Here is a 15,785-nt window from a genome sequence, read left to right as displayed (position 1 = left end):
CAGGTTCGACATGCGCAGGCTACCATGTCGAATAGCGGGAAAAGGGTTTAATGAGTTGCTACAGGAGCGGCTCCGAAAAATTGCCCATGGAAACTCAATTACGATGAGAGTGTTTTGGCTCCGCAGGCTATTCATTCGGACTTCAGAACATTGTCTTTAAAGAACTTCAAAGCATAATTAGCACTAGTATAGGATGCATAGTTCTGATGGTTGTCCGACTTTTCCAAATCCGCAAAATCAGAAACAGATTTTATCGAAATTACACCCTTTGGTTTTGGTTTACTACAATTATTTGCAGCATAGTAGACTCCGTAGGTTTCCATGTCGATCCCTATCAATTTTCTTGAATGTTCGGTAATTGTTTCAAGTATTGAAGTGTTTTCCACTACACTTCCTCCAGAGGCAATTGGACCAATATGAACATTTAAACTATGGCTAGGTGTACTATCGCCAACCCAATCATTTTTAATCCCGTCTAAAAAAGACCTGTTTCCTCTGCAAGATGTGGCGCATTCGAGTAAATCCCTAGAAAGTCCGATTGACTTAAAATCGGGCTGAAATACTTCTTTGCTATTGGAGTCTTTGGTCGCCTTGCCACTTGTATAGTCGAATGCCAATTCGGAAATTAATATGTCACCATAATTTGACTTTCCTCTAATACCCGCCGCTATCCCAGTCATCACCACATACTTTGGGCGAAAGGAATGTATGAGTTTCATCGTAAGTGTAGAAGCTGCGACCATCCCCATTTGGGGTGCCGAAGCAGCAATCAACGAAAATTTCTTTTCTTCAATTTTTAGTTCGCCATGGTAGTATTCAGTTGGATCATTTGATAGTTTGAAAGGACGCCAATCACATGGTAATTTTAGAACAAAGTCAAGTTCTGGAATTCTTAAAGCCGTTATAAAAGCTAGATCAAATTGATGTTCACTTGATGAGGATACCAGCATGGAAGACTTGGCATTAATCAAATAGTTGATCTTTGAACGCAACTGACGTTCCCATGTTATGGAACTTGCCTCATAAAGCACAATTGACCAAAAATGCTCCTCAAAATCTTCTCTATGCCTGACTCTTAGCTCATCAAACTCAGTCAAACCAATAACAAAAGATGGTGTTACTAATCTTTGACTTTGACCTAACTCACGAATTAAGTTTACACTATTTTCAGCGTTAGGGTCATCGCCAAATCGTTTGGGGATGTTCAAATCTAAAATTGCCAGGTCATAAAAAGATGTAGCTAGGAGCCTCCTAGCTTCAGTCGCATCATGACATATCTTGTATTCAGAGACTTCCGGAATGCTATCCAAAAGTGGTCTCAGTGTTTTCAATTTTGTCGGGTTGTCCTCAACTACTAGAATCTTTATCATTCCTTTTCTCTTTTTCAATCAGTTTAACTAATTCTTCTTTCCAAGTTGTTCTTCCAGGATGGTATGAAATGGTATCGACATAACTCTCTGGAAAATCAAGACGAAGGGTCATTCTTAAATCCTTTAATGATATGTATTGTCTCCCCTCTCCAAACCGTTCGAATTGTGTGACAATTATGACTCTTGCTAACTTTTTTTTTCGTTTGATTTCAGAAAGAATATCATGCCCCGCAAGATGTCTAAATTTATAAGCATCCTCACCTGGGCGAATGTCATAAGTTGGCAAGGACATGTCTAGCAAGACAAGATTATATTCAGAATCGTAGAGTTCTTTCAAACCAGATTGATATGACCTTTTGTGTGCTACCGAGGAAATGGACTCGAGTTCATTTAAAAAATTCAAAACTTGGGTAGCTTTATTTGGATCGTCCTCGATAACTAAAACCTTCATCAATAGTCTTTTAGTAGGTTCTCCAACTCAAATTCAACAAGAGATTTAAATATTCTATCTTGATTGATCTGGTCAAGTTTGATTCGACGTTTTTTCCTTTTCAAATGACCTTTCAAAATACTATTTATTTTTAGGTAGCCTGACCCGCTTTCTCCTTTGACCAATATTTGTTCTTGCGCTTTATCAATTCTATGTTGTGTAGTCGCAATGTTCTTGTTCTCATTCTTTAGATTGACAGTTGACGCCACATTGTTTTCCAACTCAATTCTTAGCTTTCCATTAGCGTGCGTAATACTCAAGCCTACGTTTAGTTCAGGTTCAACTAATTCTGAGTGTTTGAGAATATTGTCAAGAATGTTGCGGAGGATATCTATAAAGAAGGTGAAGAACTCACCTTTGAATATCACTTTGCTGTCGATGTTAAGATTTGGGTGCAGAATTGGTGTCTGAGGTTGCATCTTATTTACTATAGAAAAGCATATATCTACTACGAGGCGTATATCGAACTCATTTATGCTGTTACTATAGCTTCTTCTAAACCAAAGAGATATTTTTTCCAATGCATTAGTCGTATCAGTCTTGCAGGCTGTGACATCTCTCACTAGCTCATTTGTATCACCCAGTAACTGGTATTTTGAATGGCCAATATTTTCCATGAGCGTGTCCAACCGCTTTAAAAGAACATTGCAAAACTCGTTTTGAAATTTATCTCTAAGATTGGTTAAGTTCTCCTCTGTTCGTTCCCAAAGCTTAGTGATAACAGTTTCAAAAAAAACTTCATGGTCGTCAATTTCATAAAATGTATCCTCATAAAGACTGATAAGTTGAGTTGTGCTATATTTATAATCAAATAACCCAATTGAGGCCTTGTCTTCAGTTTTTATCTGTAGATGTGAGTTTTTTATTTCTTCCGACAATTCGTCGACAGCTGCCGAAAAAATATTAAACTGATCTTTCACCGAAGCACTATTTGTTTGGTTCTGGCAAAGTTTTTCAATCCAATAATCATTCGGTTCATACTGTTTAGTGTATGAATTTCTTTTGGTTATTAATTTGTATCGATCAAAAATGCTACGAATCTCACCCAAGAGAGTCCCATGCCTAATCCTAATGCTGATGTATGAATCTAGTCCAAACTCATTACTTGAAATAAACCTATCTCTGATCAATAAAAAGGTCTCTTTGAAGTTCTCAAAATGAGGATGATTGGCAATCCCCAATTCTTTGGTAGTAGACTCATCAAATTTGACGACTCCCCGTTCGTCATCTTTTTTTGGTACATATAATAGAAGAACACTTGATGACATTTCAAGGAGATATTCAATTTGCTCTTTTTTTAACTTGTATAATTCGCGGCCTCTAGCGAACCTCTCTTTAACTTCGTTAGATATCTCCCTTTTTATTCCAACCGTATCAACATAGATTTTACTCTCGTCAATTTCCTTTATTCCTCTTTTTATCAAGGTTCTGGTCTCGATTTCGGTTATCTCATTGATGTATCCGTTTTTTTGTTCAGGATCTATCAAACATAGATAATTGCATATTTCTATTCGTTCATTGTCCAGATGCTCTGGGCTAGTAAAAAATGGAGACGAATCATAGACATCCTGTATGCATACGTATGATAAGAAAAACCTTTTTAAATCTGAATTGACAAAGTCTGAGTTAAACAACTCAGTTGGAAATGTATAGCCATTTTCATACATAAAATTATCATATGCTATCCAGATGTTGTTGATCTGGTCTGGCTCATACACACGTGCCAAAATTGGAACGCATATGTTACTTAAAATGATAGAATCTTTGGAGTTGAAAACATTTTGAAGCAATTCCTGATTATAGAGCGCCGAGATAATTTTCTCATCTGAAATGATCGCATGACAAATTAATTCAATAGCCTCACTAGTCCGTTTGCTCGCATGATAAACCCTTGCTTTTGCTTTAACAATTTCGATAAATACGAACTTAACAGTTAGAAGCTCTCGAATCTCACTGCTACATTCTATCTCCTCCAGAATATCAGTAGCTTCGTTGAGACAGCCTTGGCTCTCGAACCATTTCACTTCATTTAAAGAATTAAACAAGCTTTTCTTCTGGCTACGCTCTTTGGTTTTTTTTAGGCGAAAATCAGTGTAAGCGCTTGAAGAATAAGGCTTAAAAGACTCATGCGCTTTGCAAAAGTTTTCAATAGCTTTTGAGTCTTCCAGGTGCTGCGAAAGATTTGTCGACAAGTATTCCGCCATTAATTCGGAATGGAGTTCAAAATTATACTGTTTCAATCCGACGGGTTGAAAATCGTTCAAAATTTTAACGAGGCGTCCACACCAAATCGGGCAAGCTATCGATTTGGCAATTTTGTTCATTTCGTACATAGCCAAATCGTAATCGTTACTAAGTGTAAAAATATCCTTGAGGCGCTGTAGGATTATGTTTACTAATGACTTCGAGTTTCCTATTGTAGGAATAGGACAATTCAATATGATACAGGATTTGATCAGGTATTCAATTGCCTCGATCTTATATGGGGCTTGCTTTACTGTCAAATGCGCATGCTTAAAACACGCTGTGAAATTTCCATCAAAAAAAAGTTCTTTAACCTCGACAACGTCGCTTTTGTTATCCTCGCTAGTTTCAACTTTGTCGCCCAACAAAAGGCAAATATTTTTTAGCCTGGGATCATTAATAATTCTGCAAAGTTTAACGACAAATGGCCGAACTGTGGCTACATGTTGATCCTGTGAGGACTTTGAACAAAGAAGGGAGACAACCACTTGAATAAATGTCAAGTATCGATCGACAACTGAGAAATTGGATTCTAGATACAGCGCATATTCGGGCTGTTCAATCACTAAATTTTCGAAATAGTTAAGCCTAAAAAGAAAATAGTTTGACAAAACCTGCTGTCGTTGCTTTGCTGCAAATTTGTTTACCAGATCATCGTATCTTGCTGGAGGCAAGTCTCGTTCAAATCGAGTAGATAGGTAGGAGGAAAATATCTTTACGAGCCTCTCTGAATCATTCCTTATAGCTTCAGTTAACCCACTAGTTTTCGTCCTTGAAGGCTTGATATACTCTTCTAGGAGAAGCCTTTTTTCGATTGCCCAAAACGAAGTGCAAATATTAGATTCAATGTGATTTAGTACTTGCTCGGCAGCTTGATAGTTACCTTTCAAAAATGCCGTTTCAAACTCTCGTTCATGATGCAAAAAGAGTTGAATTTCCTTGTGATAATATTGGAAGGCTACAAAAAGCCAACTTACCTCAGAAAAGAATGACAATTTAAATGGAGATATGCCATCACGGCCTAATTCACTCATTGAAACAGGTAAAGGCCTTCCCAGTAGGTAATTTTTAATGTCAATGGAAAGTGTATCAATTATCGATGAAGTTATTTCATGATTTAAACTATACTTCATCCGATAAAGAATGTCCTGAAGTTCTCGTTTGTTTGTAAGTTTATCTGTCGCAATCTTTCGTTTGACATCTCTCCTTATTAGCCTAGATGTGGAAGCTGTATTTTTTTTCATTTGTTGCAGTCTGACGAGTTACAATACAAACAGTGGCTGTTTTTGATATGGATAGAAAATAAGCTCTGCTTTAGCCAAAAAGACACGAAACTGCAGCGTTAGGATTTTAGGTGTGTATTCCAATCGGCTGATATTTGGGTCTTGAGGTTTTTTTTAAGAAATCTAAGTTGAATAAATTTTAGAAACAGACCCTAATTTATAAATAATTTGATAAACCGAACAGATAATAGTTTTGGTTGCCTGTATGACAATGACCGTATCACAAGAGGATGTAAAAAATTCAATAAAGGCAAGCTCAAGCCACGAGGCAAAAATTTGTACTTGTCAAATAAACCTCTCCCTGAACGGTAAATTATACATCCCGTACAGCAGGCATAGGCATGTGGCTACCAGCAGGTAGAGGCAGTTGCGGAAGGTGACGGTGGTCAATTTCATGTAATTGTTTATTTTCAACCGTGTCAAATGCCAGAGCTCATATGCGGTTACTTTCTGCCATAGTTTTCCTTGGATTCCTCTTTAGTGCTTCTTTAGCCCAGTCGCAAAATGTTTCTTTTGAATCGGAAGAGCAGTTTTCTGAGTTCATTGATTTTTTAAATATGAAAAACAGTGATGGCAAAAGGTTTTACAGCAGGATTTATATGAAGAATTTCAGTTCATCTGACTTGGAAAATGATTATACGTTAATTCCAGACACAGCCATTGTTTTAGATAATCACGTATTACTTGCTTACGATCTGCAACAAAACGATCCGCTTGGAAGAATTACCAGGCAAATACTATTGTATTCACTGAACGGCCGTTTTGAGGATGTGTTGACCATAAAGCCATTTTATGAAGACTGGGCCGAAGATGCCACTTATTATTTCTACGAAAGCTACGTGGTAACTAATAATACACTGGTAGTATCACGAACAAGAAGAAATCATTTGGTAGTGCCGATTGTGAATGTGCCGAGAAGTGAGAATATTACGCAGTCCATAAGCTTTTATACTATTGGGCCAAAATTCATTGCGAACACTGATAAGCAGCAGTATCAGGAGACAGGTTATATGTATACGTTCGAAAGCCTGGCACCGCTAAGTCGCTTAGATAAAAATGAATTGAGGCTGGTGAGAAACTACTTTTTCGCCAAATATGACTTTGAGTTCTCCGACAAGGAATTAGAAAATTACTATCTGAACCATCTCATGTATTATAAGCCAACCTACAAAAATGTATCAGATCGACTGACCAGCAATGAAAAAATGGTTGTGAATTTCATCCTTCGGCTTGAGGCTGAAAAATAGCTTTCAGTATTCTGTATGGTTCTAAGTTCTAACTAACAGATTGCTTCGGTCGTTTGATGACTGGTAACATAGATGGCCATTTATTCTACTCCCTCGCAATGACGGCCAGGTGGTGTTTGGTGCTTCGTTTTTAACAATCGGGATTCCAAAATTTGACCGTCATTGCGAGGAACTAGTGGTGGTTTTCATTGTGTGTACCACTCATAAAGTGACGAAGCAATCTTGCCTATTTCGGAGCGAGGGTTCTGATGACGAGGATTGCCCGTGAGGGGGAAATTCAGTCGTAGGGTGATCGTAAACATAGATAGCCTTTTGGTCTACTCCCTCAATGACGGTCAGGTGGTGTTTGGTACTTCGAAAGTACTATTGTTGTATACCAACCGACTAGATCCCTCAAATAAACCTCTCCCTAAACTGCAAATTATACATCCCATACAGCAGGCATAGGCTCGTGGCTACCAGCAGGTAGAGGCGGTTGCGGAAGATGATGGTGAGCCAGATGAACTCGCTCATGTCACGGGGTTCGCTGAAGGGGTTGAGGAACACGTTGTAGGCGCTGTAGCGCAGGGGCTCGGAGAAGATAAAGAAGATAAAGGCAATGATTACAATCACGATGGCGGTGCCGTTGCCATTGCGGATAAGGGTAGACACCACAAAGGCCACCGACGAAAGGAACACGATGGGAAACATGACCTGGCCCAGCATAGGCAGGAGGTCGAAGCGGAGCAGGGTGAAGTTGGCGATCATGGCCAGGAAGACGAGGATAAACGCCGCCACCCCGGCGGTGATGGCAAAGCGCACCAGCCACACCTTGTAGCGGTAGTTGGGGATGCCAAAGATGGTTTCCAGCATTTTGGAGTCGTCGTCGTTTTGAATGCCGTAGGCCATGGGGTAGAAGATGAGCAGCAGGCCAGGGAACACCAGGAACCCGTAAATGACGGCCTCATTGAAGTTGGGGTCGTCGAAGATGGCAATGGTGATGATCAGCCCAAAGAACAGGAAGGCCGCCACCACAAAGTACACAAACTTGTTGGCGAAGATCACCTTGATATTGTAGGTGATCAGTCTATACAGCAGGAACAGGTAGCTCTTCATTGGCTTTGTTGTTTTTACTTTTCATTAACCACAGGTAGGCATCTTCGAGGTTGGCCCGCACCGGCGTGGCGTCGGCCCGGGGCTGCTCCCCAGCCAGGCATTTCACCCGGATCTTGTCGCCCTCCCGCATGTGGTGCACAATCACATATTGGTCTTTTTCTTCTTCAAACTGCTCCGGCGAGAGGTGAAACTCCCACACCTTGCCTTTGGCCAGCTCGGCCATGCTGGTGGGGCTGCCCATGTACTCAATATTGCCGGAGATGAGCACGGCCAGGTTGTTGCAGCTGCTGGCAATGTCTTCGATGATGTGGGTGGAAAACACCACAATGCGCTCCCGGCTCAGCTCCACCAGCAGGTTACGGAAGCGGATGCGCTCCAGAGGATCCAAACCAGCCGTGGGCTCATCCACCACCAGTATTTTGGGTAGGTGAAGCAAAATCTGGGCTATGCCTATGCGCTGCTTCATACCACCAGAGAAGGAGCCGATCTTCTTGTGCTGGTGCTCGTCCATGTGCACGGCTTTAAGCACGTACTGTACCCTGTCTTCCCGTTCTTTCTTGTTGCTGATTTTCCGCAGGATGGCCTGGTAGTCGAGGAACTGGTAGGGCGTCATGTTTTCGTAGGTGCCAAAGGCCTGGGGCAGGTAGCCGATAAGGCCCTGGAGCTCTTCCCGCTTCAGGGTGGTGTCGTGGCCGTTGATCCAGATTTTGCCATAGCTTTGGTCCATGATGCCGCACAAAATCCGCATCAGGGTGGTTTTACCAGCGCCGTTAGGGCCCAGCAAGCCAAACATGCCCTGTTCAATGGTGAGGCTCACGCCCTTCAGCGCTTTGAACTGCGACTTTTTGGGTTTCACAAAGGGAATGGCCAGTACCAGCTGCCAGTACAGGCGCCGGAGGCTCTTGAAGCGACCGGTAATCTGCTGCGGGTCGACCGCTTTCTTTTTCAGCTTATTGGCCATGCGCACCAGGAACAAGCCAATGAACCAAAGGACGATCAGCACAATGCCTAAGCCTTTCACCTGGATGTCGGCATAGAGGTAAACGGCGCTGACAATAGGGAAGACCCAGTAGAGGAGTCCGCTCAGGAAGCTGAACAACCGTGGCCGTTTGTCACCCGCCCACTGCTCCACATCGTGGAAGATGGAAAGCAATAGCGCATGCAGGCCGATCATGAACACCAGCTGCCAGAAGGCTTTGTCGAGGAAGAAGTAGATAAAATAGACGAGGAAACCCATGAGGGCCACCTGCCAGATGAGGTTTTGGAGTATGCTCTTGCCAGTGATGATTTCTTCGCCCCGCTCGTCGAACAGGTGCTTGTTGCCTTTCCATTCCCTCAGCCAGCGGCCGGGCCTGCCATACACCTTGGTGAGGTTTTGCACCTCAATATGCATTTTCTCGTTTTTGCCCACCATTTTGGCATTGGCCTGGCGCAAAGAGGTCATGATGAAGTGGGTGCCACCCGGCACAAGGATCAGCGCCGACAGGAACCAGATGGACTGCCAGAGAAATCCTTCTATCTGAGTGAAGATGAGGATGGCCAGGGCAGCGATCAGGGCAATTTGCCCAAACTTGGTCACAGGCTTTAATCCACGGAACCAGTCGAGCACACTTTCGAAGCCCGCACTCATGGTGGGGATGTAAATCAGCGTGAGGATGGTGGCAAAGGCCAGTCCGCCCATCACGGTGATGGCAAAGGGCTGCCCAATGCTGACCACGTATTCTGCTTCACCCATGGCCAGTGGCAGCATGGCCACAATGGTGGTGATGGACGTGATGAGGATGGGCCTGATGCGGGAAATACCGCTCATGATCAGGGCCCTGTATTTGTTGTAGCCCTGGCGGCGCAGCAGGTGAGAATAGTCGATCAGGATGATGCCGTTGTTCACCACCACGCCCAGCAGGATCAGGAAGCCGATGAGGGTGTTGGCGTTGAGCAGGGAGTTGCCTGTTAAGGTAAGCCCGATAAAGGCCCCAATGGCAGCCAGCGGAATGGAGAACATGATCACCACGGGCAGGTAAAGCGATTCGAACACAGCCGCCAGGATCATAAAGATGATGACGATGGCAGCTGCAATGAGGAAGTAAAACTCGTCGAACAGCCCTTCGTCGTGCACCACGTCCACCACTATGCCGGAGGGGATATTGATGCCCGCCACTATCTGGTCGATTTCCAGCCGGGAGGCTTCCAGCAGCGACTCGGAGTTCACTACTTCGTCGATAAAGCTGTAGGTGATCTCAATGCGCTTTTCCTGGTTGAGGCGCCTGATCCGGCTTTCCCCGGCGGAGTAAATGACCGAACCCACGTCGGCAAGTGTGTGGGTAGCGCCTGCGGCATTGGTAATAGGCATTTCCCGCAGGGCTTTCATGTCTTTGGCACCCACTTCCACCTGGTCCTGCGTGCGGATGGTGATTTCAAACTCTTCGTCGCCGCTCACAAAGTTGGAGCCGGAGGCAAAGGAGGGCTGAAAGTCGTTGAGGCCGGTGGACACGTCCTGCTGGGTGATGCCGTTTTCGCTCATCCGCAGCTGGTCGAACAAAATATGGGCTTCCGGCCGCTCCGGACTCACATTCACTGTGCTGCGCTGCACCGACTGCAGGCTGGCAATGAAAGTGTTGATGTCGTTGGCGATGGATTGCATCGCTTCAAAGTCGTTGCCTTTGATGATGACCTGCTCAGAGGCCGTGCCAATGCCCAGCATGCGCTCGAAATCGTCGGAAGGAGAGAAGCCGCCACCATCCTGGCCTGAGGTGGCAGGTGGCTCGTCGAGGGAGATGTCGAGGTTGTCAAAGTCGTCGGCAATGGCATTGAGTCGGGTTCTCAGGTCGGCGGCAGAAATGGTGTCGAGCTTGTTGAAGCCTTCCACCACCTGCACCGTAAGCACCGAGCTGCCTTCCGATACCTGGCTGATGAGCTTCTCTACAACAGGAATGGCCATCACCTTTTCTTCCACCTTTTGCGTGAGCAAATCAGTAGAGGCCAGTGTAGCACCCTGGGGCATGGTTACGAACATGTTCATGTTCTCGGTTTCCACCTCGTTGAGGCTGGCTACACTGACCAGCAGGCTGAGGCCAATGGTGATGAAGAAGAGCACGATGCCGCCGATGATGGTAAAGGCGGGCCTCCTGAAGCACGACTTCAGGATGACCATGTACATCTGGATGGTGCGCTGACGGATAGAAGCGTTTTTGATTAGCGGGGCTTTTGCCTCGTCAGTCTTGTCGATGGCCGCATGGGCCAGCATGGGAATAAGCACCAGGGCCACTACCAGCGACACCAGCAGGGTGGAGATGATGGAAACGCCGATTTGGGTGCCAATAGTGGTCGCCAGGAAGTTGGTAGAAAAAATAAAGGGCAGGAACACCGTGACGGTAGTCAAAGTCGCTGCGATGACTGAGCGCATTACTTCTTTCGTTCCCTGTACCACCGCTTCTTCGGCTGGCTTTTTGTTCACCACATGGCGGTAGATGTTTTCGATCACCACCACGCTGTTGTCGAGCAGCATGCCTATGGCCAGGGCCATGCCAATCAGCGTGAGGCTGTTGATGGAGATGTCGTAGGCGTAGAAGAAGTTGAAGGCCGTGTACACAGAAATGGGAATGGCCAGGGCTATGCTGAGGATGAACTTGAGCCTGCGAAGGAACACCCACAGCACGAAGATGGCCAGCAGTCCGCCCGTAATGGCCAGTTGCTGAATCTGGTCGATGTTTTTGCTCATCGCCTCGGCCTGGTTGTTCTGCACCACTATCTGCACGTCCATGGGTTCCAACTCTTCGTTGAGCTCGTCGATGGCGGCGAGTGTCTTGTCAGAAAGGGCAATCAGGTTGGCTTGCCGGTCTTTGGACAGCCTGATGGACACAGCGTCCTTGCCATTGACCCGGCTGAGCGTGGTTTGTTCTTTCACGCCAAAGAAGACCTGGGCCACGTCGCTGAGGAGCAAAGGGCCTTTTTCGGAAACTACCAGGCTTTCGATGTTCTTGATGTCTTTGAGCTCGGCGGTGACGTTCACAAACACTTGCTGGCCATTGAGCTCCACCTGGCCTACAAAGGCGCTCTTGTTGGAGTTTTGCGACAGCACGCCGCTGATGGTATTGGGCGTGATGCCATGGGCTTCGCACACGGCGTTGTCCATGATGATCTCCACAGTCTTTTGCCTGCCCCCAAACACTTCCACGCCACCCACACCGTCGATCTCGTTGAGACGATCGGTGATGTACTGGTCGGTCACATTCCGTACCCTGTCCACACCGCCGCTGCCCAGCACCTGTACATCCATGAAGGCATTGGAGAACTGGTCGGTGTCTACTTTGATGATATTGACAACAAACTCCGGCGTGAGGTCGGCTTTAATGCTCGCCACCTTTTGCTCCAGCTTGAGGTAGGCGTATTTGGTATTGGTGCCCTGCACAAAGGAGATAAAGATCATTCCTTGCCGGCTGTCGGCCGTGGCGCTGATCTCGTCGATGCCTTCCAGGGTGCCAATCACGCCTTCCAGCGGAATGATGGCCTGGCTTTCCATGTAGGTAGGGTCTACCTCCGAGGCGGCATTCACCTGCACAATGAGGATGGGCAGCTCCACATTGGGAAAGAGCTCTACGGGCAGCTTGTTGTACGAGATATAGCCCATCACCGAAAACCCGATGAAGAGCATCGATACCAGCACTTTTCGCTTGATGATGGTATGTAAAAGTCCGTTGTTAGGCATGAGAGGCTTTGGTGAGGCGGCGTTTTACATGGGCCAATCGTTCGACAATGTTTTCAATGGTTTCGTAAAAACAAGGAATCACGATCAGCGTGAGCAGGGTGGACGTGATCAGTCCGCCAATCACCGCTACGGCCATGGGCGCCCGGAGGGCGGCGCTTTCCCCAAACCCGAAGGTAAGAGGCAGCAGGGCTAAAATGGTGGTGAGACTGGTCATGATAATGGGCCGAAACCGTCGCTGGCCTGCATCGAGGATGGCGTCCCGGATGGGCATGCCGTCTCGTTTGTTCTTGTTGATGCTGTCGACCAAAATAATGGCGTCGTTCACGGCAATACCCGCCAGCATGATGATGCCGATAAAAGCCATCATGTTCAGGGGCATGCCCAGGATAAAGAAGGAGAGGAGGGCACCCACACCCGCCAGCGGAATGGTGAGCAGGATGGTGAAGGGGTGGAGTAGTGACTCAAACTGAGACGCCAGCACCATGTACACCAGCACAATGGACAGGATGAGGGAGAAGGTGAGGTTCTGCATCGATTCCCGGCGCTTGAGCTCCTGGCCTGCCACGGCGATCTTGTACTGAGGCGGCACAGTCAGGAAAGATAATTCGTCTTCGAGGGACTTCACCACCTGATCGTAGGGCTTCTCCTGGTTCACCCGGGCACTGATGAGCACCACCCGGTTTTGGTTCTTGCGGTAAATGGAATTGGTGGCATACTCCGTGGTGATGCGGGAGATCTCGCCCAATGGGATTTCCTGCTCACCGCTTTTGATGCGCATATTATCCAGGTCGGCCAGCGATACCTCGGGCACTTTGATCTCAATGTCCTGCATTTCGCCGCTCCGTTCGATGGTGCCGGCATGCTTGCCTTCCAGCTGGTCTTTGATTTGGGTAACCACGTCTTCGATGGACAGCTTGAACAAGCCAGCTCTGTATTTATCTACATCCACCTGGATCTGGGGCACGCCCTGCTCCAGGTTCGACACGGGCTCGTAGATATCTGCGTTGCGGGTCATGATCGCTATTACTGAATCGGCCAGCGGCCCCAGGGTTTTGAAGTCGGTGCCGCTAACTTCTACTGCCAAAGGCATTTGCTCATCACCCAGCACGGCGTTTAAGGCACTTTCATCGTTGGAAAAGGTGGCTTCCAGTCCCGGAATGCTTTCAAAATAGGTAGACAGCCTGTCGGTGATGGCTGCAATGGCCAGCTCAGTGCTTTCGTTGAAGATCAGCTTCAGGTTGGCCTGGTTCTCTTCATAAACGTTCTCGTTTTCAATACCGGACTGGCTTTGCTCTGGCCCGATATGGGCATACACCTTGTCGAGCTGCCCGTCGAAAAGCTGAAACAGCTGGGCTTCTACCTGACCTATCGTGGAAGAAGTGCGGGCGAGTGCCGTGCCATTGGCCAGCTTGATGTCTACCGAGATGGCCCGTGTGCCCGACTGCGGCATGTATTCGCTGCCTATTACCGACACCAGCTGAAACGAGCCCACCACAAGCACCAGAGAAGCGATGATAAAGGCGATGCGGTATTTGAGCACCTTGTCAAGGAAGCTTCGGTAGCGGGTGAATTTCAGCGGCTGTACTTCCAGTACTGTCTTGTCGTTTTTGAAGACCCTGGCAAAGAGGGTAGGAATCACCAGAATGGCCACAGCCAGAGACGATACAAGTGAGAAAGCCACCGTCCAGGCCTGGTCACGGAACAATTCACCGGAAGGCCCCTGCAGGTAAACAATGGGCAGGAACACAATGATGGTGGTAAGGGTAGAGGCGGTAATCGCTCCACTCACCTCAGCCGTACCAGCAACGGCAGCATCCACAACGCTGAGGCCTTCTTCCCGTTTCCGGAAAATGGCTTCCACCACCACAATGGCATTGTCGACCAGCATGCCAGCGCCCAAAGCCAGACCACCCAGCGTCATTACATTCAGGGTGAGGCCATTGAAGTACATCAGGTTAAATGTGGCGATAATGGAAACAGGAATGGCGATGCTGATGACCAGCGTAGACCCGATTCGGCGCAGGAAAACAAAGAGCACCAGCATGGCAAACAGGGCACCGTACAAGCCCGACTCTTTCACTTCGTCGATAGCTCCCTGGATGAACCTTCCCTGGTTTTGGATGATCACGAACTCGTAGCCGGGCACGGAGGTCTTCAGGTCTTCGAGTACCTCGGTCAGCTCGTTCACGGCGTTCACCGTATTGTACCTGGTTTCTTTGTAAATGGACATGCCCAGGCTTCGGCGCTGGTTCACCCGCACAATGCTGCCGGCTTCTTTGTCCATGATTTTGAGCTTTGCCACTTCCCGAAGGAGCACTGGCGATTCATTGCTGTTTACTGACTGATTATTAGTGGTTTGTGTGGCTTCAGCTGAAGTAGTTGTTACGGGTGTAGTACTGGCAGCAGCCTGACGAGTAGTGTAGCCCACCACCAGACTTTCGAGGTCTTCAGGGTGCTCAATGATGCCGAGGCCTTTGATGATGTATTTCTTGCCCAGCTCTTCGATGAACCCACCGGAAACGTTGCGGTTGTAGCTTTGGATCTTGGCGACCAGGTCGTTCACTGTGAGCCCAAAAGAGGCCAGCAGGTGAGGGTCGGTCTCCAGCACAATCTCTTTTTCCTGCTCTCCCGACAGGCGCACTTCGGCAATGCCAGGCAGGCGGATGAGCTCGTTCCTGAAGTTGGTTTCGGCCACCCTGCGCAGGGCGTCGAAGTCGTTGGAGGCCGGGTTGTAGATCCCCAGGATCATGACCGGTGTGGCATTGGGGTCAAACTGGGAAATGGCGAACTCGTCGATGTCATCATTCAGCGAAAAGCTCGACAGCGACTTCTGCAAGTCGAGAAAGGCCTCGTCCATGTCCTTGCCCCAGTCGTAGTTGACGGTGACCCTGCCATAGCCCGTCTGGCTGATAGAGCTGACCTCTACGGCTCCACTCTGACGGATGGCAATGGACTCAATGTTCTCGATGAACTGCTTTTCAATCTCCGATGGAGGGCGTATGCCAGCTTTGAGCTCCACAAAGAGGGTGGGGTTCTTCAGGTTGGGGAACAGCTCTATCCCCAGCTTGTCGAAGGAAATGGATCCAAGAAGGATGACCGCCATCACCATCATCAGAATGGTAATAGGATAGGAAACGGCCAGGGAGACTATTTTTTTCAAGGCAGGAGGGGGTTTGTTGTGTAAAGTGAAAAAAGAGGCTTCGAAGTGAAGTTGACGTGCTTCGACGGTGATTTTACCCCGGCCCTAAGCCGGGCACCCCTAAAGGGCGCACCTGAGCGATTCGCTTCCAGTTGGCTACCGAATCCGCTGTTTAGGGTACGAACTATAGGAAACGAAATGGTCCACCACAC

Annotated in this window: 7 protein-coding genes; 1 reads left to right on the top strand and 6 read right to left on the bottom strand. The window is 47.2% G+C overall.

Annotated features, from left to right (window positions below; genetic code table 11):
• Positions 1 to 131: 131 nt before the first annotated feature.
• From ACMVP2_RS26025 to ACMVP2_RS26015, 3 genes are read right to left on the bottom strand one after another with little or no spacing between them, the layout of a single operon-like run.
• Entirely contained in the window at positions 132 to 1,370 is a 1,239-nt protein-coding gene (locus ACMVP2_RS26025; RefSeq protein ID WP_416865762.1) for a hypothetical protein, read from the bottom strand.
• Positions 1,348 to 1,821 carry a response regulator gene (locus tag ACMVP2_RS26020; RefSeq protein ID WP_416865761.1) on the bottom strand — a complete coding sequence of 158 codons (474 nt, stop codon included), beginning with the start codon at positions 1,819 to 1,821 and terminating at the stop codon, positions 1,348 to 1,350. The genes ACMVP2_RS26025 and ACMVP2_RS26020 overlap by 23 nt, the downstream gene beginning before the upstream one ends.
• Entirely contained in the window at positions 1,821 to 5,348 is a 3,528-nt protein-coding gene (locus ACMVP2_RS26015; RefSeq protein WP_416865760.1) for a hypothetical protein, read from the bottom strand. The genes ACMVP2_RS26020 and ACMVP2_RS26015 overlap by 1 nt, the downstream gene beginning before the upstream one ends.
• Positions 5,349 to 5,824: 476 nt before the next feature.
• On the opposite strand from ACMVP2_RS26015, the gene ACMVP2_RS26010 reads away from it, so the two are divergent.
• The gene (locus ACMVP2_RS26010; protein ID WP_416865759.1) at positions 5,825 to 6,634 is read left to right on the top strand and encodes a YARHG domain-containing protein; all 810 of its coding nucleotides are present in this window, start codon (positions 5,825 to 5,827) and stop codon (positions 6,632 to 6,634) included.
• A 393-nt stretch (positions 6,635 to 7,027) separates the two neighbouring features.
• Here ACMVP2_RS26010 and ACMVP2_RS26005 read toward each other — a convergent pair whose 3' ends face one another.
• From ACMVP2_RS26005 to ACMVP2_RS25995, 3 genes are read right to left on the bottom strand one after another with little or no spacing between them, the layout of a single operon-like run.
• Positions 7,028 to 7,729 carry a hypothetical protein gene (locus ACMVP2_RS26005; RefSeq protein WP_416865758.1) on the bottom strand — a complete coding sequence of 234 codons (702 nt, stop codon included), beginning with the start codon at positions 7,727 to 7,729 and terminating at the stop codon, positions 7,028 to 7,030.
• A complete protein-coding gene (locus ACMVP2_RS26000) occupies positions 7,701 to 12,434 on the bottom strand; it encodes an efflux RND transporter permease subunit (RefSeq protein WP_416865757.1) in 4,734 nt (1,577 codons plus the stop codon). The genes ACMVP2_RS26005 and ACMVP2_RS26000 overlap by 29 nt, the downstream gene beginning before the upstream one ends.
• Positions 12,427 to 15,594: an efflux RND transporter permease subunit gene (locus ACMVP2_RS25995; RefSeq protein ID WP_416865756.1), complete on the bottom strand. Its 3,168-nt coding sequence runs from the start codon at positions 15,592 to 15,594 to the stop codon at positions 12,427 to 12,429. The genes ACMVP2_RS26000 and ACMVP2_RS25995 overlap by 8 nt, the downstream gene beginning before the upstream one ends.
• Positions 15,595 to 15,785 lie beyond the last annotated feature (191 nt).

The sequence above is a fragment of the Imperialibacter sp. genome (genome assembly GCF_048007035.1).
Classification (GTDB): domain Bacteria; phylum Bacteroidota; class Bacteroidia; order Cytophagales; family Cyclobacteriaceae; genus Imperialibacter.
The sequence above is the reverse complement of the archived record's forward strand: the minus strand, read 5'-3'. Positions and strand labels throughout refer to the sequence as shown.

Bases quoted from the DNA above. Each gene is read 5' to 3' on its own strand.
- ACMVP2_RS26010 (WP_416865759.1), top strand. From the start codon at position 5,825: ATGCGGTTACTTTCTGCCATAGTTTTCCTTGGATTCCTCTTTAGTGCT.
- ACMVP2_RS26025 (WP_416865762.1), bottom strand. From the start codon at position 1,370: ATGATAAAGATTCTAGTAGTTGAGGACAACCCGACAAAATTGAAAACA.
- ACMVP2_RS26015 (WP_416865760.1), bottom strand. From the start codon at position 5,348: ATGAAAAAAAATACAGCTTCCACATCTAGGCTAATAAGGAGAGATGTC.
- ACMVP2_RS26005 (WP_416865758.1), bottom strand. From the start codon at position 7,729: ATGAAGAGCTACCTGTTCCTGCTGTATAGACTGATCACCTACAATATC.
- ACMVP2_RS26000 (WP_416865757.1), bottom strand. From the start codon at position 12,434: ATGCCTAACAACGGACTTTTACATACCATCATCAAGCGAAAAGTGCTG.
- ACMVP2_RS26020 (WP_416865761.1), bottom strand. From the start codon at position 1,821: ATGAAGGTTTTAGTTATCGAGGACGATCCAAATAAAGCTACCCAAGTT.